This window comes from Cobetia sp. L2A1, assembly GCF_009796845.1.
In the GTDB taxonomy this organism is placed as follows: domain Bacteria; phylum Pseudomonadota; class Gammaproteobacteria; order Pseudomonadales; family Halomonadaceae; genus Cobetia.
On the sequence record NZ_CP047025.1, the window covers coordinates 576,024 to 598,609 of the forward strand.

17 protein-coding genes are annotated in these 22,586 nt (G+C 58.8%); 8 read left to right on the forward strand and 9 right to left on the reverse strand.

Annotated features, from left to right (window positions below):
• The first annotated feature begins 20 nt into the window (after positions 1 to 20).
• From GQR90_RS02540 to GQR90_RS02570, 7 genes are all read left to right on the forward strand, one after another.
• Entirely contained in the window at positions 21 to 725 is a 705-nt protein-coding gene (locus GQR90_RS02540) for a succinate dehydrogenase iron-sulfur subunit (RefSeq protein ID WP_158772755.1), read from the forward strand.
• A 228-nt stretch (positions 726 to 953) separates the two neighbouring features.
• The gene (locus GQR90_RS02545; protein WP_158772756.1) at positions 954 to 3,788 is read left to right on the forward strand and encodes a 2-oxoglutarate dehydrogenase E1 component; all 2,835 of its coding nucleotides are present in this window, start codon (positions 954 to 956) and stop codon (positions 3,786 to 3,788) included.
• A 50-nt stretch (positions 3,789 to 3,838) separates the two neighbouring features.
• Positions 3,839 to 5,422, forward strand: coding sequence for a 2-oxoglutarate dehydrogenase complex dihydrolipoyllysine-residue succinyltransferase (gene odhB / locus GQR90_RS02550; protein WP_158772757.1), 1,584 nt, complete (start codon positions 3,839 to 3,841; stop codon positions 5,420 to 5,422).
• Positions 5,423 to 5,535: 113 nt separating this feature from the next.
• Positions 5,536 to 6,975 (forward strand): dihydrolipoyl dehydrogenase, encoded by a 1,440-nt coding sequence (gene lpdA / locus GQR90_RS02555; RefSeq protein WP_158772758.1) that lies wholly within the window; start codon positions 5,536 to 5,538, stop codon positions 6,973 to 6,975.
• Positions 6,976 to 7,082: 107 nt separating this feature from the next.
• Positions 7,083 to 8,249: an ADP-forming succinate--CoA ligase subunit beta gene (sucC, locus tag GQR90_RS02560; RefSeq protein WP_158772759.1), complete on the forward strand. Its 1,167-nt coding sequence runs from the start codon at positions 7,083 to 7,085 to the stop codon at positions 8,247 to 8,249.
• On the forward strand, positions 8,249 to 9,121 hold the full coding sequence (gene sucD, locus GQR90_RS02565; RefSeq protein ID WP_158772760.1) for a succinate--CoA ligase subunit alpha: 873 nt from the start codon (positions 8,249 to 8,251) through the stop codon (positions 9,119 to 9,121). The genes sucC and sucD overlap by 1 nt, the downstream gene beginning before the upstream one ends.
• 217 nt (positions 9,122 to 9,338) lie before the next feature.
• Entirely contained in the window at positions 9,339 to 9,881 is a 543-nt protein-coding gene (locus GQR90_RS02570) for a DUF302 domain-containing protein (protein WP_233266400.1), read from the forward strand.
• 148 nt (positions 9,882 to 10,029) lie between these two features.
• Here the strand turns inward: GQR90_RS02570 and glpQ are convergent, their stop codons facing one another.
• From glpQ to GQR90_RS02605, 7 genes are all read right to left on the reverse strand, one after another.
• A complete protein-coding gene (glpQ, locus tag GQR90_RS02575; RefSeq protein WP_199269463.1) occupies positions 10,030 to 11,175 on the reverse strand; it encodes a glycerophosphodiester phosphodiesterase in 1,146 nt (381 codons plus the stop codon).
• 139 nt (positions 11,176 to 11,314) lie between these two features.
• The gene (locus tag GQR90_RS02580) at positions 11,315 to 12,319 is read right to left on the reverse strand and encodes a lysylphosphatidylglycerol synthase transmembrane domain-containing protein (protein WP_158772761.1); all 1,005 of its coding nucleotides are present in this window, start codon (positions 12,317 to 12,319) and stop codon (positions 11,315 to 11,317) included.
• 54 nt (positions 12,320 to 12,373) lie between these two features.
• On the reverse strand, positions 12,374 to 13,225 hold the full coding sequence (locus tag GQR90_RS02585; protein WP_158772762.1) for a DUF2334 domain-containing protein: 852 nt from the start codon (positions 13,223 to 13,225) through the stop codon (positions 12,374 to 12,376).
• Entirely contained in the window at positions 13,218 to 14,345 is a 1,128-nt protein-coding gene (locus GQR90_RS02590) for a glycosyltransferase family 4 protein (RefSeq protein ID WP_199269464.1), read from the reverse strand. Before GQR90_RS02590 ends, GQR90_RS02585 begins: the two co-directional genes overlap by 8 nt.
• 561 nt (positions 14,346 to 14,906) lie before the next feature.
• The gene (locus GQR90_RS02595; protein WP_158772763.1) at positions 14,907 to 15,278 is read right to left on the reverse strand and encodes a hypothetical protein; all 372 of its coding nucleotides are present in this window, start codon (positions 15,276 to 15,278) and stop codon (positions 14,907 to 14,909) included.
• Between the two features lie 309 nt (positions 15,279 to 15,587).
• On the reverse strand, positions 15,588 to 17,534 hold the full coding sequence (locus tag GQR90_RS02600; RefSeq protein WP_158772764.1) for an exoribonuclease II: 1,947 nt from the start codon (positions 17,532 to 17,534) through the stop codon (positions 15,588 to 15,590).
• Positions 17,535 to 17,683: 149 nt separating this feature from the next.
• Complete coding sequence (locus GQR90_RS02605; RefSeq protein ID WP_158772765.1) at positions 17,684 to 18,349, reverse strand: NAD(P)H-binding protein; 666 nt, start codon at positions 18,347 to 18,349, stop codon at positions 17,684 to 17,686.
• A 382-nt stretch (positions 18,350 to 18,731) separates the two neighbouring features.
• Here GQR90_RS02605 and GQR90_RS02610 point away from each other — a divergent pair, with 382 nt between their 5' ends.
• Positions 18,732 to 19,886: an oxidoreductase gene (locus tag GQR90_RS02610; protein WP_158772766.1), complete on the forward strand. Its 1,155-nt coding sequence runs from the start codon at positions 18,732 to 18,734 to the stop codon at positions 19,884 to 19,886.
• An 83-nt stretch (positions 19,887 to 19,969) separates the two neighbouring features.
• Here the strand turns inward: GQR90_RS02610 and GQR90_RS02615 are convergent, their stop codons facing one another.
• Both GQR90_RS02615 and GQR90_RS02620 read right to left on the reverse strand, forming a co-directional pair.
• On the reverse strand, positions 19,970 to 21,127 hold the full coding sequence (locus tag GQR90_RS02615; RefSeq protein WP_158772767.1) for a TIGR01620 family protein: 1,158 nt from the start codon (positions 21,125 to 21,127) through the stop codon (positions 19,970 to 19,972).
• The gene (locus GQR90_RS02620; protein WP_158775258.1) at positions 21,124 to 22,566 is read right to left on the reverse strand and encodes a YcjX family protein; all 1,443 of its coding nucleotides are present in this window, start codon (positions 22,564 to 22,566) and stop codon (positions 21,124 to 21,126) included. Before GQR90_RS02620 ends, GQR90_RS02615 begins: the two co-directional genes overlap by 4 nt.
• Positions 22,567 to 22,586: the final 20 nt, after the last annotated feature.

Consider the following 22,586-nt stretch of genomic DNA (forward strand, 5'->3'; position numbering starts at 1 on the left):
GTTTGCCCGGAGGGGAAACCATGCTTCAGGTATCCATATACCGCTACAACCCTGAAACCGATTCTGCGCCGTATATGCAGGAGTTTCAGGTAGACACCCAAGGTCGTGACCTGATGGTGTTGAACGTGATGGAAATGCTCAAGGAACAGGACAGCTCGCTGGCCTATCGTCGCAGCTGCCGTGAAGGCGTCTGCGGTTCCGACGGCATGAACATGAACGGCAAGAATGGTCTGACTTGCGTTACCGCATTGTCTGAAGTCGTCAAGGACAACAAGCTGGTGCTACGCCCGTTGCCGGGCCTGCCGGTGGTGCGTGATCTCGTCGTCGACATGAGCCTGTTCTACAAGCAGTACGAGCGTATTCAGCCGTACCTGCTCAATGACACGCCGGCACCAGCCATTGAACGCCTGCAGTCGCCAGAAGAGCGCGACAAACTGGATGGGCTCTACGAGTGCATCCTGTGTGCATGCTGTTCGACGGCTTGCCCGTCCTTCTGGTGGAATCCGGACAAGTTCGTCGGTCCGAGCGGTTTGCTGCAGGCATATCGCTTCCTGGCGGATTCACGTGACACGGCAACCGAAGAGCGTTTGTCTGACCTGGACGACCCGTTCTCCGTGTTCCGCTGTCGCGGAATCATGAATTGTGTCGCGGTTTGCCCCAAGGGACTGAACCCGACACGTGCCATTGGCAAGATTCGTGAGCTTTTGCTGGCAAACGCTACTTAAAAGCTGAGCGTTAGCTTGTTATGATTGCACGTCAGCTGCGGCAGGGTGTCACACCTTGTTGCGGCGCACAGCTTGCTGGAGCCGGTGCCTTGTGCACCGGCTTTTGACGATAAAAGAAGACTCAGATGGTGAAGGCCACGATGGCTTCGTCATACAGGGCATAATCGAGTGACGCCGACAGCGTATGTCAGGCGCCTACCCCACCCCATCAGTCAGGGTGACCGAGAGATGCAAGAAGGCACAATGGAGTTGATGTGGCGCACTTCCCATATGAGCGGGGGGAACGTCCACTACGTAGAAGATCTCTACGAGCGTTATCTTGTCGATCCCAATGCGGTGACCGACGAGTGGCGCAACTACTTTGACACTCTGCCGCGTCATGACGGCAGCCCCTCCCAGGATGTTCCGCTAGCGCCTATCCGTGAGCAATTTTACGAGATAGGTCGCACCAGTCGCCGCCCGGCGACTGTCTCGGCGGGCGAAAGCAATGAGAACAAGAAACAGGTTCGTGTTCTCCAGCTGATCAATGCCTATCGTTTCCGTGGCCATCAGAAGGCGGATATCGATCCCCTTGGTCTGCGCAAGCCGGCACCGATCCCCGATCTCGAGCTTTCCTTCCATCAGCTGTCCGCAGCTGACATGGATGTAGAGTTCCAGACCGGTTCGCTGTTCCTGGGCAAGGAAGTCGCACCGCTCAAGGAAATTCACGCCGCGCTGGAGCAGACATATTGCCGCAGCATCGGCGCCGAATTCATGCACATCGTCAACACGGAAGAGAAGCGCTGGCTGCAACAGCGTTTCGAATCCGTGCGCTCCAAGCCGAACTTCTCACGCGATGTCCGCCACCATGTCCTTGAGCGTCTGACAGCAGCTGAAGGCCTCGAGACCTATTTGGCGAGCAAGTATCCGGGTACCAAGCGCTTTGGTCTGGAAGGTGGTGAGTCCTTCATTCCGATGATGGATGAGCTGATCCAGCGCAGTGGCAAGTACGGTACCAAGGAAGTCGTGATTGGCATGGCCCACCGCGGTCGCCTCAATCTCTTGATCAACCTGCTGGGCAAGAGCCCGTCCGAGCTGATCGAGGAATTCGACGGCAAGAAGCAGATTGCCAAGGGCTCCGGCGACGTCAAGTATCACCAGGGCTTCAGCTCGAATGTCATGACACCGGGCGGCGAAGTCCACCTGGCGCTGGCATTCAACCCGTCTCACCTGGAGATCGTCTCTCCGGTGGTCGAAGGTTCCGTGCGGGCGCGTCAGGATCGTCGTGAAGACACCGAAGGCGATACCGTACTGCCAATCTCCATCCATGGTGACGCAGCGTTTGCGGGCCAGGGCGTGGTGATGGAAACCTTCCAGATGTCTCAGACACGCGCCTACAAGACAGGCGGAACGCTACATCTCGTCATCAACAACCAGGTGGGCTTCACCACCTCGCGTGAAGATGATGCGCGCTCCAGCGAATACTGCACTGACATCGCCAAGATGGTTCAAGCGCCGATCATTCACGTCAATGGTGATGATCCGGATGCGGTGCTGCATGCAGCCCAGGTTGCCATCGACTACCGTCAGCAGTTCAAGCGCGACGTGGTGCTCGATCTCGTGTGTTACCGCAAGCGTGGCCACAACGAAGCTGATGAACCGTCCGGTACGCAGCCGTTGATGTACGCCAAGATCAAGACCCAGAAGACTGCTCGCGAGCTGTATGCTGCACGGCTAGTAGAAGAAGGCGTGTTGACGGCGGAAGAGACTCAGCATCTGGTTGATCAGTATCGTGCTGATCTTGATGCAGGCAATCACGTTGCCAATGCGCTGGTGAAGCAGCCGAACACAGGGCTGTTTGTTGACTGGGCACCGTATCTTGGCCACGAATGGACCGGCGATGCTGATACCTCGATGGACATGAAGCACCTGCAGGCGCTTGCACAGAAGATGTGTGAAGTGCCAGATGGTATTTCGGTTCAGCGTCAGGTCAACAAGATCTACGAAGACCGCCGCAAGATGGCTGCCGGTGGAATGCCGATCAACTGGGGCTTTGCTGAAACACTGTCCTACGCGACGCTGGTCGATGGCGATAATCCGGTACGGATTACGGGTCAGGATGTGGGGCGCGGTACCTTCTCACACCGTCATGCCGTCATCCACAACCAGAAAGATGGCAACATCTGGGTTCCGCTGCAGCACATCAAGGATGGTCAGGCCACATTCACCATCCATGACTCCTACCTCTCCGAGGAAGCGGTGCTGGCCTTCGAATATGGCTACTCCACCACCATGCCGACGGCACTGGTGATCTGGGAAGCCCAGTTCGGTGACTTCGCCAACGGCGCACAGGTGGTGATGGACCAATTCATCTCCTCCGGTGAGAGCAAGTGGGGCCGTCTGTGCGGTCTGACGATGCTGCTGCCGCATGGATATGAAGGTCAGGGTCCGGAGCACAGCTCCGCACGTCTCGAGCGCTACCTCCAGTTGTGCGCTGAGCACAACATGCAGGTCTGCATGCCGACCACGCCGGCGCAGATCTATCATCTGCTACGTCGTCAGGTGATTCGCCCGCTGCGCAAGCCGCTGGTCGTGCTGACACCCAAGTCGCTACTGCGTCATAAAGAAGCGACCTCTACCCTTGACGAGCTGGCCGGTGGCCGCTTCGAAATGGTACTGGCCGACAAGGGCAATCTTGAAGCTTCCAAGGTCAAGCGCGTCGTACTGTGTGCAGGCAAGGTCTATTACGACCTGGCTGGCTACCGTGCAGAGCAGGGCCGTGAAGATGTCGCTGTCATCCGCGTTGAGCAGCTGTATCCCTTCCCGAAGGAAGAGCTACAGGCCGCCATCGCCGACTATGAAAATCTCGAGCAGGTGATGTGGTGTCAGGAAGAACCGCTTAACCAGGGTGCTTGGTATCAGAGTCAGCACCACATGCGTCAGGTCGCTGACCAGCATCGTCAGGGGCTCGGCATGAGCCTGGCCTTTGCCGGACGCCCGGCCTCTGCGGCACCTGCCGCGGGCTACATGTCCGTTCATAACGAGCAGCAGCGCCAGCTGGTCGACGACGCCTTTAACAAGTAAGGCATTCGACCCGCAAGGGCACCGAGAGAGAATTGAGTTAAGGAACTCCAATGGCTATCGATATCAAAGCGCCGTCTTTTCCGGAATCTGTCGCCGAAGGCACTGTGGCGACCTGGCACAAGCAGCCCGGCGACAGCGTCGAGCGTGACGAGCTGATCGTCGAGATCGAAACTGACAAGGTCGTGCTGGAAGTCGTGGCACCGCAGGCCGGTACCTTGGGCGAGATCAAGGTTCAGGAAGGCGATACCTGCGAATCTGAACAGGTGCTGGGCTCCATCGGTGATGCCGCTGCATCTTCCGAGAGCAAGAAAGACAGCAAGGAAGCGCCGGCCGCTGACAGCAAGTCCGAGAGCAAGCCTGCCGCTGACAGCAAGGCCGAAAGCAAGCCGGCCGCTGGTGGTAAAGGCGAGACGCTTGAAGTCAAAGCGCCGAGCTTCCCGGAATCTGTTGCTGAAGGCACCGTGGCGACCTGGCACAAGAAGGTCGGTGAAGCCTGTGAGCGCGACGAGCTGATCGTCGAGATCGAGACCGACAAGGTTGTGCTGGAAGTCGTGGCTCCGGCTGCTGGCTCCCTGAGCGAGATCAAGGTTCAGGAAGGCGATACCTGCGAGAGCGAGGCCGTGCTGGCACTGTTCAGCGCTGGTGCTTCCGGTGCGGCTGCTCCGCAAGCTGACAGCAGTGACAGTGAATCCGCGTCTGATGAAGGCAAGGACGAGAAGGTCGGAGACAAGATCCTCGCACCGGCCGCCCGCAAGATGGTCGCCGAGCACGATCTGGATGTCAGCAAGCTGATCGGGACAGGCAAGGGTGGTCGTGTCTCGAAAGAAGACGTGGCCAAGGCCGTCAAGGAAGGGACTGCCGCCAAGTCTGCCTCCAAGCCTGCCGCTGCCAAGCCGGCCGCCGCTCCGAAGGCCGCTCCGGCCTTCGAAGGCGAGCGTCCCGAGAAGCGCGTTCCGATGAGCCGTATGCGTCAGACCATCGCCAAGCGTCTGGTCACGGCTCAGCAGACTGCTGCCATGCTCACCACGTACAACGAAGTGGACATGACGGCTGTCATGGAGATGCGCAAGCAGTACAAGGACACCTTCCAGAAGGTGCACGATACCAAGCTCGGCTTCATGGGCTTCTTCGTCAAGGCCTGTACTGAAGCGCTCAAGCGCTTCCCGGATGTCAATGCGTCCATCGACGGTACCGATATCGTCTATCACGGTTACCAGGACATCGGCATCGCCGTCTCCTCTGACCGTGGTCTGGTCGTACCGGTGCTGCGTGATACCGACAGCATGAAGCTTGCCGATGTCGAAAAGACCATCGTCGGCTATGGTCAGCGTGCGCGTGCTGGCAAGCTGGGCATCGATGAGATGCAGGGTGGTACCTTCACCATCACGAATGGCGGTACCTTCGGCTCGCTGATGTCCACGCCGATCCTGAATCCGCCGCAGACCGCTATCCTGGGCATGCACAAGATCCAGGAGCGTCCGATGGCCGTGAACGGTCAGGTCGTCATCCGTCCGATGATGTATCTGGCGCTGTCCTACGACCACCGCATGATCGACGGCAAGGATGCAGTCCAGTTCCTCGTCGCCATCAAGGACCTGCTGGAAGACCCGGCACGTTTCCTGCTCGACGTCTGAGACTGCAACGCCTTGCGCCCTCGATGATCTCGAGGGTGTGAGCGGCCTCGGCGAGTGGCACTGACACTCGCCGGGTTGCCAACCCGAATCGAACTGCACCAACAGGAAGAGACATGGCCGATAAATTTGATGTAATCGTCATTGGCGCTGGCCCTGGTGGCTATGTTGCCGCTATCCGCGCTGCTCAGATGGGTCTGAAGACCGCCTGCGTCGAGAAGTGGGTGAACAAGGAAGGCAAGGTAGTTCACGGCGGCACCTGCCTGAACGTTGGCTGTATCCCGTCCAAGGCGCTACTGGAAACGTCGCACAAGTATGTTGAAGCGCGTGACCACTTCGCTGAGCTGGGTATCAAGGCCGACGGTGTCGAGATCGACGTGGCCAAGATGGTCGAGCGCAAGGCCGAGATCGTCAAGAACCTGACCGGCGGCATTTCTGGTCTGTTCAAGGCCAATGGCGTGACTGCCCTGGAAGGTACCGGCAAGGTACTGCCGGGCAAGCAGGTTGAAGTCACTGGCCATAATGGCGAGAAAGAGACTTACGCGGCTGACAACATCGTCATCGCGTCTGGCTCCGTGCCGGTCGAGATTCCGCCGACACCGCTGACCGAAGGTCTGATCGTCGATTCCACTGGCGCACTCGAGTTCAGCGAAGCGCCGAAGCGTCTGGGCGTGATCGGTGCCGGTGTCATCGGCCTGGAACTGGGTAGCGTATGGAGCCGTTGTGGCTCTGAAGTCACTGTGCTGGAAGCCGTTGATAGCTTCCTGCCGATGGTGGATGCTGCCGTCGCCAAAGAAGCGCAGAAGCTGCTCAAGAAGCAGGGTATGGACATCAAGCTCGGTGCACGCGTGACCGGTTCTGATATCAAGGATAACGAAGTTGTCGTCAGGTACACCGACGCCAATGGCGAGCAAGAGCAGACTTTCGACAAGATCATTGTCGCTGTCGGTCGTCGTCCGTACACCCAGAGCTTGCTCGACAGCGATGTCGGCATCAATCTGGACGAGCGTGGTTTCATCCACGTTGACGATCACTGCGCGACCAGCGTGCCGGGCATCTACGCCATCGGTGATGTGGTGCGCGGCCCGATGCTGGCTCACAAGGCCTCCGAAGAGGGCGTGATGGTTGCCGATATCATCGCTGGCCACAAGGCCGAGATGAACTACGACGCCATCCCGAGCATCATCTACACCTTCCCGGAAGTTGCTTGGGTCGGCAAGACCGAGCAGCAGGCCAAGGCCGAAGGCATTGAAGTCAAGACAGGCAGCTTCCCGTTCGCGGCAAGCGGTCGTGCCATGGCCAACAATGCGACTGAAGGCATGGCCAAGATCATTGCCGACGCTGAGACCGATCGCGTACTGGGTGTTCACATCATCGGCCAACACGCCGGTGAATTGATTGCCCAGGGCGTGACCGCCCTCGAATTCGGTGCAAGCGCCGAAGACCTCGCGCTCATCTGCACGGCTCACCCGACATTGTCGGAAGCTGTACACGAAGCCGCGCTGGCCGTTGACGGGCATGCGATTCATATCGCAAACCGCAAGAAGCGCAAGTAAGCGTCCTTCCGAACAAGAGGCGCCTCGCCCCGGCCAGGCCGGGGCGAACGGTGATAGCCACATCTGTGGCTGTCGTTCGAGTCTAATGCAACCAATGGCATGACACGATGAACCTTCATGAATATCAGGCAAAACAACTTTTTGCCGACTATGGCCTGCCGGTGTCCAAGGGCTTTGCCGTTGACACCCCGGAAGACGCTGCTGAAGCGTGCAAGAAGATTGGCGGCGACAAGTGGGTCGTCAAGGCACAGGTCCACGCGGGCGGCCGCGGCAAGGCTGGCGGCGTCAAGCTGATCGAAAGCCCTCAGGCTGCAGCTGACTTCGCTACCCAGTGGCTCGGCAAGAACCTGGTGACTTACCAGACTGATGCAAATGGTCAGCCGGTCACCAAGATTCTCGTCGAGAACTGCACCGATATCGCCGAAGAGCTGTATCTTGGCGCCGTCGTTGACCGTACCACTCGTCGCATCGTCTTCATGGCTTCCACCGAAGGCGGCGTGGAAATCGAGCAGGTTGCCGAAGAGACGCCGGAAAAGATCCTGAAAGCCGAGATCGATCCGCTGGTCGGCGCTCAGCCGTACCAGGCACGTGAACTGGCCTTTAAGCTGGGTCTGAACGCTGTTCAGATCAAGCAGTTCACCAAGATTTTCCTGGGTCTGGCGAAGATGTTCGCTGACAAGGATTTCGCGCTGTTGGAAATCAACCCGCTGGTCATCACCTCCGAAGGCAATCTCCACTGCCTCGACGGCAAGATCAACATTGATGCCAATGCTGTCTACCGTCACCCGGACCTGCAGGCGATGCACGATCCGTCTCAGGAAGACGAGCGTGAAGCCCATGCTGCCAAGTTCGAACTGAACTACGTTGCCCTCGACGGCAACATCGGCTGCATGGTCAACGGCGCAGGCCTGGCGATGGGCACCATGGACATCGTCAACCTGAACGGCGGCAAGCCGGCCAACTTCCTCGACGTGGGTGGCGGTGCTACCAAAGAACGCGTTGCTGAAGCATTCAAGATCATCCTCTCCGACCATAACGTCAAGGCTGTTCTCGTGAACATCTTCGGCGGTATCGTGCGTTGTGACATGATCGCCGAAGGCATCATCGGTGCCGTCGAGCAGGTCGGTGTCAACGTGCCGGTCGTGGTGCGTCTGGAAGGTAACAACGCTGAACTCGGCGCCAAGAAGCTGGCCGAAAGCGGTCTGAACATCATCGCTGCTACCAGCCTGACTGACGCGGCGCAGCAGGTTGTCAAAGCTGCGGAGGGCAAGTAATGAGCATTTTGATCGACAAGAACACCAAGGTGATCTGCCAGGGTTTCACTGGCGGCCAGGGGACTTTCCACTCTGAGCAAGCCATCGCCTATGGTACGAAGATGGTTGGCGGTGTGACGCCGGGCAAGGGTGGCCAGACTCACCTTGGTCTGCCGGTGTTCAATACTGTGGCAGAAGCCGTGGCCGAGACTGGCGCTGAAGCGTCTGTCATCTACGTCCCGGCAGCCTTCTGCAAGGACTCTGTCCTTGAAGCGGCCAATGCAGGTATCAAACTGATCGTCTGCATCACTGAAGGCGTGCCGACCCTCGACATGCTGGAAGTCAAGGTCAAGTGCGATGAGCTGGGCGTGCGTCTGATCGGTCCGAACTGCCCAGGTGTCATCACTCCGGGTGAGTGCAAGATCGGCATCATGCCGGGTCACATCCACCTGCCGGGCAAGGTCGGTATCGTGTCGCGTTCAGGCACCCTGACCTATGAAGCCGTCAAGCAGACAACTGATCATGGTTTCGGTCAGTCCAGCTGTGTCGGTATTGGTGGCGACCCGATCCCGGGTTCCAACTTCATCGACATCCTCGAGATGTTCGAGAAGGACCCGAAGACTGAAGCCATCGTCATGATCGGCGAGATCGGCGGTTCTGCTGAAGAAGAAGCAGCTGCCTACATCAAGGCGAATGTCACCAAGCCGGTCGTGTCCTACATCGCTGGTGTGACTGCGCCTCCGGGCAAGCGCATGGGCCATGCTGGCGCCATCATCTCTGGCGGCAAGGGTACTGCTGACGAGAAGTTCGCAGCCCTCGAAGCTGCTGGCGTCAAGACTGTGCGTTCACTCGCGCAGATCGGCGATGCCATCAAGGAAGTCACTGGCTGGTAAGCCGTGATTTCCTGACAGCCGTATGCCCCTGAGGTGTATGGCATGTCACCGAAAGGGCAGGCCCATTGGGTCTGCCCTTTTTTTGGCTCTGGATTCAGTTCTGGTGACGTGGCATGGAGATAGGTGCGCTTGGCTCAGGCACTTGCTAATCTGGTGACGTATTGGCACCTGAAGAAGCGATACGTCTCGTTCCACGAATCACTGAAAAGGATGTTCCATGCTCAAGACATTCACTGCAATATCACGTTCTGCTCGCCTGCTGGCGCTGATGTCACTGCCGCTGATGGCGGGTGCTGGCATGTCAGCCAATGCCGATTCAGGAGCTGCCGCAGCAACGGCTCCCGAAGTTACCGCCGGTGTTCAGGCCACAGCGCATGGTATTGAGTCGCTTACTAGTCGTGATGATGTCTCTACCGTGCAGGCGCGTTTGGAAAAAGCGCTGTCAGCCAAGGGTCTGACGCTATTCACTGTGATCGATCATGAAGCTGGGGCGAAGCAGGTAGGGCTCGAACTGCCCGCTACGCATACCGTCATCTTTGGTAACCCCAAGGTCGGTACGTTGCTGATGCAGTGTAACGGTAGTGCGGCGCTGGACCTGCCACAGAAGATGGTGATTCGTGCAGTGGAAGGTGGCAGCGTGATTGAGTGGAATGATCCGCAGTATCTGGCCAACCGCCATGATCTCGGTGATTGCACGCTACCGCTGGACAAGGTGGCGGGTCTTCTCAAGGGGCTGGCCGCCGAAGCAGCAGGGCAGTGACAATCGCGGTGCCCGAGGATACGTAAGGCACCTTAGTTGGTGACATCCTGGATAATAAAAAACCGGGTTCCCATTGAAGGGAGCCCGGTTTTTCGTGCCGTGACATTTCAAGACCATTCCGTATCTGACCTATCGCTCTGCGTTTGGCTTACAGCGTATCGCCATTCTGTTTTAGCCACTGTACGGCACGGTCCGGATAGTCGGTAAAGATGCCATCGACGCCAGCTTCCTCGAAGAATACGCGTAGCATGTCATCGTAGTCACTGGCCCAGGCAGGAATGCGGCCTTCATCGAGACGGAAGGTATACGGCATCACGATAAGCCCGGCATCGTGTGCGTTATCAACCAGTGTGGTGACCTTGATATCGCCCTTGGTAGAGCTATCTTCGATCACCATCGGCTTCCACGGGCCAATGCCGTCGGCATAGCCTGCAATACGCTCCATCGCGCCTTTCTGATACATCCAGTCGTAGCTGTAGGGCTCAAGTGTGCCATCAGTGCCCGGCTGGAAGGTCATGTCCCAGCTCGTCTCACCCATCAGCTGTACCAGACGCAGGTCCATGCCCAGTGCCGGCTGCAGCTCGTCATGAATGCGCTTGAGTCCACGCGGATCGAAGACCTGCACGATGGCGTTATCGTCATGGTTGACATAGCCGTACTGCTTGAGCGTCTCCAGTACCGTCTTGGAAATTTCCTTGCCTTCTGACTGGTGGAACCAGGGTGCCTTGACCTCGACATACAGGCCGACGTCACGACCTGTGGAGTGATTGAGGCCCTGAATCATCTCGATCTCTTCACTCAAGGTATGCAGGCCAAAGTGCGACTTGCCGAGCGGGAAGCGCTCCGGGTAGTCGGCAACTTTCTTGCCATCCTCGAGGGTGAAGCCTTCACTGAATGCCAACTGCCGTAGCTCTGCCAGCGTGAAATCGATGGCGTAATAGCGACCATCCTTGCGTGCGCGGTCCGGGAAGACATCGGCGACATTGGTGACGCGATCAAGGAAGCGATCGTGCAACACGACCAACTTATCGTCCTTGCTCATCACGATATCCTGCTCGAGGAAGTCAGCGCCCTGCGCATAGGCCATCGCCTTGCCGGCAAGGGTATGTTCCGGCAGGTAGCCTGAAGCCCCGCGGTGAGCGACCACGACCTTGTCGGTGTCATGGCTGGGATCAATGCTGCGCAAGGGTTTCTCGTCGGCCAGTGCCGGTACGGAAGTAACGGTAAGCAGTACGCTCATGACGCCCAATAGTGATAGCGGGCGGCGAGTGCGTGAAGAAGGGTTGCCATGCATGTGAGGTCACCTTGAGTTACCGGTTATTGTATGGTCGTTCAATATCGAATGAAGACCATAACAAACCCTTATCCAGATGGCGATGCTCAATAGTGTCAGGTGATTGTCGTAGCGGCTTACCGCAAGCCCCATGACGCCGTCATGTGCTCGAAGTACGGCGATTGAGCAGGCGACCCAGCATGCTACTGCCGGCCATCACGAAGAACACCGGCGCGCCGGCGATCAGATAGAAATAGAAGGTGACGGCGCGCCAGATGACGACGGCAGCCGCGGCACTGGAGGCGCCTATCACGGGTGTGAGCAGTGCAGTAGAGGAGAGTTCGGCTCCACCTGCGCCTCCCGGCAACAGTGTCAGTTGGCCAGCCGCCAGAGATAGCATCTGCACGATGAAGGTCCAGCTCCAGTCAATATCACGACCTAGCCCGGAAACTGCCAGATAGAGGATCGAGTAACGTAACAGCCAATGGGCACAGCAGAGCAGGAAGATCAGGCTCAGTGTCAGGCGTGGCAGAGCCAGTGTCTCGATCAGCGCATGACGGAAGTGGATGATGGCTCTTGCCAGTTTGATGCGCGAACGATGTCGGACTCTCAGCCAGTGCAGGAGCCGCCCACTCGACTTCAGCAGTTCACGATGATGACGACCCAGGGCGATCAGCAACCCAAACCCAATGATCAGTAATAGGGCCGGGATGGCAAGCATCCAGCCGAGACGCAGATCGATGGTGTGGGACAATGCATAAAGCCCGATGCTGGCCAGTGCAGAGAGAAAGAACAGCATGTCGGTGATCTGATCGACTGCGAATACCGCTGTCGCCTGCGCTGGACGTACCCCCTGGCGCGATAGCAACCCCATCAAGGTGAGTGGGCCGCCGCTGCCGCCGGGCGTTGCACTGATCGCGAATTCAGTTGCCATCACCATGCCCAAGGCTCGGCGCTGGCCAAGATGGCCACCACGCCCAGCCAACAACAGGCGCAGGCGCCCTGCATTCAGGTTCCAGCACACCAGAATCATGCCGAGCATCAATAGAAAGGTGTCGAGCGGAAACTGGCGTAGCTGTGCTCCCAGCCCGCTACCGCCCAGCGTCAGTGGCACCGCGATGACCAGTACCAGGCCAGCGCTCAACATCCATGCTGCACGGCTCATTCAAAGCTCCGCATGATAGTTACACGCTGACGAGATGGAGAGAAAATCGCCATGTCAGGCCGCGTCACTGGAAGACTGTTGATGGGAAGACTGTTGATGGGAGGACTGATGACTGTCAGGGGCTTCCAGCAGGCCATGTTGTGTCAGCCAGTCAATCTTGGTCATTGGCAGGCGACCGCTGTCGAGTAGCCGTGAGACCAGCTGGAGCCAATAGCGGCGCGAGCCATCGTGACGCATATCGACGGGATGCAAACCTAGTCGCAATACCGCAGCGTCTTGCGCGCGGGCCAACTTGCGTTCACTGACCCAGCGTGACATCAGACGACGTGGTGCTGAGCGCGAGCTCCACACCAGTCCCGGTGCATCGATGACGCTGAAGTCAGGTAACCGATAGAGATGCTGGGTGTCACTGGTGTAGCGAAAATCGAGGGATTTCAATGCACTGCGAGTACCCTCGCTCATCAACCAGGCGGGCGCGACGAAGCCATCAAGTGGCCAGCCGAGGCGTGTGAAAAGCTCGGCACCGGCAGTGAGGCGCCTTTTGGCTTCCCCCTCGTCGAGAGGATAGAACTCGCCCTCCCAGGTCAGCACGCGGCGCATCAGATAATCGCGCGGTGTCCGTGGCGGCGGTGCGTCATCGCAATGGTGGAAGCCATGTAGCGCCAATTCGTCGCCCTGTTGGCGACGTTTTTCCAATTGTTCAATGAACGCTGGAGAGTCTTCAAGCGCGCTGCGGTGATGGAAATCAGGGACGACTAGCCAGGTAATGGGGCAAGGATGATTCAGACGTGATTGGCAGAGCGCGTCCAGCTCGGCGACAAAGTCGCGATAATCCGGCCAGGTTTCAGGGGCTACATCGTGAAGCACCAGCAGAAAGTGACGCGAGGAGTCGGGCTGTTCAGCCATGCGTCACTTCCTCCAGCATGGGGTGAAAGCGGGTGCCGGTCACCGCGCGGTAATGGCCCAGTAGTCCATCGACGACGCGATCCCAATCATGATGCTTCTCGACATGGCGACGTGCCTGACGCCCTAGCGCAGCAGGATCATTGGCGAACACTTCCTGTACGGCGCGTGCCATATCGCGTGGTGAGTGCGGTTCGCATAGCTGTCCGCAGCCCAGAGGTACATTCTCGGCCAGAGCCCCGGCGCGTGCTGCTACCACGGGAGTCCCGCAGGCCATGGCTTCGAGCACGACCAATCCGAAGGTCTCTTGAGTGCCGGCATGCAGCAGTACATCAACGGAAGCCACCATGCGCGCTACCTCATCACAGCTACAGAAGTGGCCGGTCACACTGACGTTGTCCGGGAGGTGACGCGGCATGCCGGAGCCAATCAGTAGCAGGTGATAGTCGGGCCCTAGCAGGCGGGCAACATCGAGCAGTTCGTCGAGGTTTTTCTCGCGCGAGCCGCGGCCGGCGAAAGCGAGTAACCGCACATGATCTGATAACCCAAGCTCGCGCCGCAGTTGCGTATCGCAGCGATCTGGATGAAAGGTAGTGAGGTCCACGCCTAGCGGTTGGATATGCACATTGCCAATCCCCAGATGATCAAGGCGCTCAGCCATCACCTGACTCGGCGCAAGCACTCGATCGAAGTGACGATACAAACGCTGAACATAACGATCGACATTGCTACCCGACCACTCGCCGAGACGATTGGTGATCAGGCGCGGCAAATCAGAGTGATAAAACCCCAATACCGGTACGTCCAGCTTGCGACCGGCATCCAATGCGGCCCATGCCGTGACGTAAGGGTCGCCCGCTTCGATGACATCGGGCGATAACGCTAACAGGGTACTGACCCAACCACTGCGCCGCAGCGGAAAGCGATAGCCATTGCCGAACGGGATCGGTGGCGCCGGCACGTTATAGATATCATCACTGACGCTGGTGGCTTCGCCGGGTACCAGTAGGCTATGGCGAATATCAGGCCGTGTTCTCAGCCGTCGTCGCTTGGCTTCCAGATAGGTCCTCACACCACCACTGGACGGGGCATGAAACATCGTCATGTCAGCGATATGTAGCATCGTGTTGATTCCAAAGGTTTTTTTAAGCTTAGTCAGCCTTAAAATCTTAGACATGTACGCATCCGTGTACACACTGAGAATCTGTCTACTAACTGGCGAGGAATCACTGACAACCGTCGAGTGTCCTGCTCTAGTCATTGGGGGGAGGTAGGATGAAACCAAGGGGCCGTTACGTGACATACCGTGTCGCGGGTGACGGGACGCCTTGCAGTGCCGCACGTTGGGGCATGCTGATCAGTGTGACAGCGAGATGCGGCATTTGTGCGGTAGGCAGGTGCTGCCACGCAATATGCGCGAAGAGTGGATAGCGAGTGATGTCGGTAATGACGTATCAACGGCGATATTTTCGCTACCATTCCCGCGAGGGCAATGATGAATGACAGATAAAAAAAGGCCCCATCCAGGGTCACTGGACGGGGCAATGTGCGTGCACTACAGGAATTTGAAGGTGTATCGGGATACGCCAGTAGCGAGGCATGCTCAGATTGGTAAAGCTCAGGCTAGCAATGTCAATGCTAGCAATGCCTCGTCAGATATTTCTCATGATGTCAGGCAACGTGTTTACACGATACCTTGAAGCAGGTGTTGCATGGCTGGAGCGGACTGGCCAATGCCTTCCGGATAGCCTGCGTTGGGCTCGATAGGGCGTTGACTGGCGAGCAGGGCAAGGCTCATCAGCAGGCCAGCGGCCAGTAGTAAGCGATTACGGGTACGACGACGATCACGTTCAAGCAGCAGGGCGACATGCTCCATGGCCTCGCGTTGGATTTCACGCTGGCGCTCTGGATGTATGGCATCACCTGCAGACGCTGTACTTTCCAGTGCTGACTGACCATCGATACGGGCGTACGCCATGGCTGGCCGGCGTACGATGGCGGCATGTTCAGCCATGTGACGCAGTGAGGACGATGCGGGCAAGCGATACATTTTCATCCTGGAGTCCTCCCGAGGACCTGGGGACGCCATCAAGGCGTTCAGTGATTCTAGACTGGGCATCGTCTCTGACATGATGTGATCACAGCGTATGGTATGGCCTATCTCATGATCAAGAGAAAGTCGCTGTGGTTATTTTGACTGCCCCGTGTTTCTGTCTGGTAAGCATACCTCACTGCATTGTTTCACAAAATTACAATTTATCACGGTTGGTACACGATAAGGGGTTGGAACGTAAAACGCCCCGGGCGCAAGGCGCTCCGGGGCGTAGATGACCCGCCGTGTTTCTGGCGAGTGGAAGGTGCCGACTTATTCGGTCGGACGACCCACCAGCGAACGACGTTCTTCGCGGGCTTCTGTCAGAGAGACCTTGATGATGTCACCGAGGGAATAACGCAGTACATCCTCGATGTTCACACGGCCTTCCTTGTCATCGATCGCGACTTTCTTGCGATCGCTGTGGATCAGCGGTGCCGGAATGAAGACGCTGGCGCCATTCTCTTCCAGACGCACGCGCATCCCACCGCGGCGAATATCGATGATCTCACCGAGGAAGACTTGCTGTTCTTCAGCGGCCTTGGTCAGGTAACGCACGTAAAGCCAGTCTTTCACGTCACGCTCCGCCATGCGGTTGAGACGACGACGCTCGCTGAGGTGCTCTGTCAGCTGCTCGGTGGCTTCTGCCGGGACTTCCTGGCCAAGAATCACACGCTTGATCAAGCGGTGGTTGACCATATCGCCGTACTTGCGGATAGGCGAGGTCCAGGTGGCATAGGCTTCAAGGCCAAGGCCAAAGTGCGGGCCCGGTTGAGCGGACATCACGGTATAGCCCTGGAAACGACGCATGCGCACGTCAAGCCAGGTATCTTCGCGGCTGTCCAGTTCCTGACGAATCAGGCGGTAACCTTCCAGGCTACCAAGCTGTTCCGGCGTGGCAGTAATATCTTGACCCGCCAGGAACTCGATGGTGTCGTCGTATTTCTCCGGAGCAAAGCCCTGGTGAACATTGAAGATACCGTGACCGATATGCTTGGAGAGCAGACGTGCGCAGCTTAGATTCGCAGTGATCATGGATTCTTCGATCATGCGATTACTGATGCGGCGATGGTCGGCACGTACGTTGAGCACGTTACCTTCCTCGTCCAGCTCGAACTCGAAGTCCGGGCGCTCGCGGAAGATCTGGGAGTTGCGTGCACGCCAGGCGATACGTGCCTGAGTGAAGGCTTCCAGCTGGCGAAGACCTTCGGCCAGTTCGTCGTTGGCTGGCGTCCAGCTACCTTCCTTGCCCTCGATCCAGTCTGAGACGTTGTCGTAGGTCAGGCGGTAGTGGGAGCGCATGGTGGCTGCGAAGAACTTCGGCTCAGCGATGACACCATCGGTATCAATGTCGACGACGCACATCAGCGTGGGACGGTCTTCACCTTCCTTCAGCGAGCACAGATCATCGGACAGGATTTCCGGCAGCATCGTGACGTTCTGACTCGGCAGGTAGACCGTGAAGGAGCGCGTGCGCGCTTCTTCGTCTATCCGGCTGCCTTCCGGCACGTAGGCCGTTGGATCAGCAATGGCAATGCTCAGGGTCCAGCCGCCTTCAGGGCGCTCGACGATGTGCAGAGCATCATCCATATCGCGTGTCTTTTCACCATCGATGGTGAAGAAGGGCACGTGAGTCATGTCTTCGCGAGTCAAGCCTTCTTCCATCAACGGCCAGTCAGTGCCGCCTTCTGGAGAGGCCTGTTCCAGCGCATGACGCGCCAGAGTGACACGCCACGGCACACGCGGGTTGTCCGCGGTGGCGATGACTTCTTCGATTTGAGCGAAGAAGCTGCGGTCATCCTTGCGCATCGGGTGACGCAGCAGACGCGCCACGACCCAATCGCCATCATTGAGGGTTTCCTCATTGATGCCACGCTTCACGCGCGCTTTCATGCGCGTGTTGATGGAGGGATGGTCCGGCATCACGTTCAGGCGGCCATCACGCTTGCCGACACGAGCGACGAAGCGATCGACACCCGTCTCAATCAGCACTTCCGGCTGGACGGACTTCTTCTCGCCTTCCACCTTGACGGTCGCTTCCACGGTATCGCCGTGCAACACCTGCTTCATGGCGGGCGGCGGCACGAAATAGGATTCACCATCCTCGCATTCGAGAAAGCCGAAGCCCTTGTCGGTGCCTTTGATCACCCCCGTAACACGGGGAATTTCCTGGCGGATTTGATCTTTCAGCTGCGCCAGCAGCGAATTGTTCTGCAGCATTTCGGAAGTTCTGTTGGCGGGGTCAGTGGCTCACTATACGGACATGGGGCATGGGGGGAAAGCGGCCAGATGCGGCAACGCCCACACGGTGTACCTGTGGGCGTTGTCAATGGGGCCTTTCGTCATGAATGCTGCAGGTGAGGGGCTGCCTACGACATAGCGTTGTGATTGGCGAGTAGGTGCTCTACGTGTTGATCACCGTCGAACAGGGTGAATATTGGAGCCTTTCGGTAACGACCACCAATATCACGCGCCTGCATCAGGCCCAGCAGAAACTCGGCGACATTGGCGCGTGAGACCTGCATCTCGTCAGAGGCATCGGCGTTTTCGGTCAGCTTTCCGCTACCGCTGGCATCGGTCAGGCGGCCGGGCTTGACGATGACATGACGCAGGCCGCTCTCGGCGAGGCATAGATCAGCCGCTTTCTTGGCGGAAAAGTAGGGGCGCATGGCCACTGGTCCCGCCAATGGAGTTTCCGAGCGTATCGAGCTGACCTGGATCACGCGTGACAGGCCAAATTCGCTAGCCAGATCGGCCGTACGCATGGCGCCGTGCAGATCAATGGTCAGCGTCTTGTCTGGACTGGTATGCGGGCCGGAGCCCGCCACGAATACGGCTTGATCACAGCCGTAGAAGGCTTGGCGCATTTCGCCTTCGAGATCCCCGAGCACGGTCTCGATGCCACGCTCTCGGAACCAGCCTTGCTGATCACTCGATCGGATCATGGCGAGTACTGGCTCGGCCGCAGCCTTGGCTTTTTCACATAGCTGGCGACCGATCTGGCCATTGGCACCGATAATGAGCGTCTTGCGCATGCTGTCTGCTCCTGTTGCGTATTCAGTAAGCGCGAACATCCGACCTGAGATGAAAGGAAGTACTGTCCGTACCGATACTCATATTCCTGCGGCCATCACTGATGAACTTCAAGGGGGGGATACATGAGTGGGCAGAATGGATGTATTGGAACGTGATGGGTGAGGGAAGCTGGAGGGAGTGCTTGAAGGTGGGTGTTTAAGGTGAGCGGTGCTAGGAAGGGGATGGCCTGGCCCGGATCAAGCACTCAATAGTTAAGTATTAAAGGCAAGCCACAGGACTCACTCCTGTCGTACAGCCTGCTAGGATGGCGTTACAGCGTGCTGGGTCTGGTATGCCCACGCCCATAAGGGAAAATGACAGCACTAACGACAAGGATGTCTGATGAGCCCCACAAACCTCTCCGATGATGCGCAATCCCATGGTCCCATTCGTGTCGGTCTGGTCGGCTATGGCATGGCGGTGCGTACCTTTCACGCGCCGCTGATCGAAGCTACCGAGGGGCTTGAACTTGTTGCACTATCAACGTCACGCCCCGAGATCGTTGAGTCGGAGCGACCGCAGCTGGTCGCTGAGAGTACTGTCGAGGCGCTGCTGGCACGTGATGATATTGAGCTGATCATCATCGCCACGCCCAACGAGACACACTATTCGTTGGCGAGTGCTGCACTGGCAGCGGGTAAGCATGTGGTCGTCGACAAGCCTTTCACGGTGACTCTGGACGAGGGAGAAGCATTGGCGCGTGAGGCTGAGCAGGTAAATCGCGTATTGGCGGTCTTTCACAACCGTCGTTTCGATGCTGACTTCCTGACGCTGTCCGAGCTGATCGAGAACGACATGCTAGGGCGTATCACGCATCTGGAGTCACATTTCGATCGCTTCCGCCCGACAGTCCCGAATCGCTGGCGCGAGCAGGCGTTGCCGGGTAGTGGCTTATGGTACGACCTCGGCCCACATCTGCTGGATCAGGCACTGTGTCTGTTTGGCGAGCCAACGGGCATCCAGTTAACTCGCCGCATTCAGCGTGACGGCGCGGTGACCGATGACTTCTTCCACGCTGTACTGGATTACTCAACTCAAGGCCAACATCCCGGACTGGTGGTAGAGCTACACGCCAGCGCATTGACCGCTGCCCCGACAGCGCGCTTCGCCGCGCATGGTACTCGTGGTAGCTATGTGACGTTCGGGCTTGATCCGCAGGAAGAGTGTCTCAAGGCTGGCGATTATCCGGCACGTGACATGGCCGTGCGTACTGCACGCCAGTGGGGGCGTGACCCACATCCAGGCATGCTGACCTTACTGGAGCGTATCTCAACGATCGAGGGTGAGCGCCAAGGGCGTCGTAGTACAGACGGTGTGAAAGACAGTGAGGAAGAAGTGCTGGTGGGGCGCTCTTATCAAGGCTGTGATGGTGACTATCCAGCATGGTATGCGCAGCTGCGCGACTGTATCCGTGGCAACGGGGCGAATCCAACGCCGGCGCTTGAAGCACTGCGAGTGATGAAGTGGCTGGAAGCGGGCATCGCAAGCGAAATGTAGGCTCCTTGTCTGGCATCAAGAAAAGCGCGCCCCGTGATGACGAGGCGCGCTTTTTCCATGGCGAGTGACAGAGACGCTTCATCTCAAACTACGCCATCTTCCTCACCTTTATCAGCCTTGCGCAGGCGGGAGAACAGCTCGGAGCGCAGCTCACTGATTCTCGGCACCTCGTCGGCATGGAAGGGAATCGGGCGCAGCAGGCGCATGGTACGCAGGCCAAGGCGTGCGTTCATCAGGCCGCTACCCAGTCCCTGGCCCGCCTTGGTGGAGAGGCGCGCTGCCAGATTCATCGACAACAGGTCCATGCTGGCTTCGGCGGCCAGTTCACTGGCGCCGGCGAAGGCCATCGAGGCCAGCACTTCCTTGAACAGTCGCAGGCGACTGGCATAGCCGAGCTCCAGTCCGTAAAGCTGAGAAAGGCGCTCTATCATGCGCAGACCGCGCCACGCCACCAAACTCATGTCGACCCAGGTGAGCGGTGACACCGCGACCATGACCGCAGTCTCGCCACTCATGCGCGAGATCAGACGGCGCGCTTCGCGGTCGCGCGGCCCAAGGACGTGAAAGGCGAACAATTCCCGGCGCTCAGACTGGGAGTGATGTGCTTCACAGGCGGCGCTCCAGGCGCGCACGCCGGCGTCATCGTCACCAAGCTTCATCTGACGACGCAGTTGTTCAAGCAGATCATCCTGCTTGCCAGAGGACTTGCCGGTCGCCTTGTCCGTGTTGTCACTTTCCGTGAGCGACTCCCCACGCTGCCCGAAGTCATCTTCCTGATATTCCTCGAGCTGTCCGCGCAGGGCGGCATGCTTGCGCAGATGCCGCAGTTTGAACAGCTCCTTGCCCAGTGCACGCGCGCCCAGGCCGATGGCGCCCAGGCCCACCAGACCCCAGGCGCCGGCGATCAGATCACCGCCCATGGCCGCCTGATACAGGGAATGACCGGCTTCGACGCCTCCCAAGGTCAAGGTGCCCAGCAATAACCATTTGAGGCCACGATGGCGCGGTTTGGCGCTCAGCGTCGCATCAAGTCCCGGAGTGGCAGGTTCCGGCTCGGCGACGGCCAGTGGCTGGCTTTCCATCTCCGGTGAAAAGTGGCGCGCACCACGCAGGGCCTCTGCCGCGCTCTCGGTGGGGCGCTCGGCGTAAGTTGTCGAGGTGGCATCGGCCTGTGGCGAGTCGGCAGGCCCGGAAGTGGTGAAGCGTTTGCCCGGGCGCGGATGGCGGGATTCGGTGGTCATTTCAGGTGGTCTCCCAGCAGCCAGTCGAGCACGGCGTCCATGCGGATATGAGGGGGGGCGTTGCCTTCAATACGTGGCGGCGCGAAATTCGGAAACTGGAAGTTACCTTCGTTCCAGAAGGTAGCGTCTGGCAGACGTGATGGCACCTCACCCGGGAAGAGCAGGACTGACTCTCGGGAGTCGGCCGTCTGGTTCTGCTCACCCGTCCCCAGTAACTGACCGGACAGCGCAGGATGCCGCTGGCCATTCTCGACCACTTCACGCGCCTCGCTGGCACGAATGGCGGCGATGGTGAAGGCCTTGAGCGGCACATCACGGTAGCGCAGGCGCTTGATCGGGTCTGCGAGCAACTGCTCCAGCAAGTCACGCATTGCGCCATGCTGCTCCGGCGTGACGTGATCCGCCTTGGTGGCGGCAATGGCGAGCCGATCAATGCGACGATCCATCAGGCGCGCCAACAGGTGGCGACGGCCATAGGCGAAGCTATCGAACAGCTTGTCCAGCGCTCGGGTGAGGTCACGGAACGGCGCAGGGCCGGCATTCAGCGCACCGAGTACATCGATCAACACGATCTGGCGATCAAAGCGCCGGAAGTGATCATGATAGAAGGGCTGCACCACGTGGCGACGATAGTGATCGAAGCGGCGTGCGAGGGTGCGATACAAGCTGGAGTCCGGTAGCGCGGCCAGCGCCTCGGGCGTCCAGTCGGTGAGCCCCGTGAGTGGGAAGAATTGCAGGACTGGCGCTTCATCAAGCTCGCCAGGCAGCAAGAAGCGTCCGGGAGTGAGGTCGACAAAGCCACCGTTACGGCGCGCAGCATGCAGATACTCAGTGTAGTGAGTGGCGATCTCTGCCAGCCGGTCCTCGTCGACGTCACTGTCAGGTGTCAGATGCTCTACCGCCGCCAGCCAGTCACTGGCCCAATGCGCGCGGCCATCGTTCAGCTGCGTCTCGCACTCGCCACTCCAGGCAGTGAAATCCTGCTCCAGCATGGGCAGATCCAGCAGCCACTCGCCGGGATAGTCGATCAAATCCAGTGTCAGCGTGGCGCGCTTGCTGTCGAGCATGCGAGCGGCACGCGAGGTGGGGCGAAAGCCGATCTTCAGGCGCAGCTCGCTGATGCTGCGGGTCGGCGTCGGCCATTCGGGGCCATGCGGAGTGTGCTGGCCAGAGAGCGAGCGCAGGCCGGCGTCCAGCGGAAAGCGCGGGATCGAGAGGTCCGGCTGGCTGATACGCTGGGCGCCGAGCAGGCGGCCATCACGCGCGGCGGGCAGCAGCTCGAGGCGTGCGCCGAGCCCTGCGTGACGCAGTTGTTCTATCAGCGACACGAGAAAGGCGGTCTTGCCAGCACCGGACAGGCCAGTGACAGCCAAGCGGAGTTGGCGGTCAAGGCCGCGCTCCAGCAGGTCATGTGCTTCGCGGCCCACATCGCGCGCCAACTGGCGGGCGTTGCGGGTGA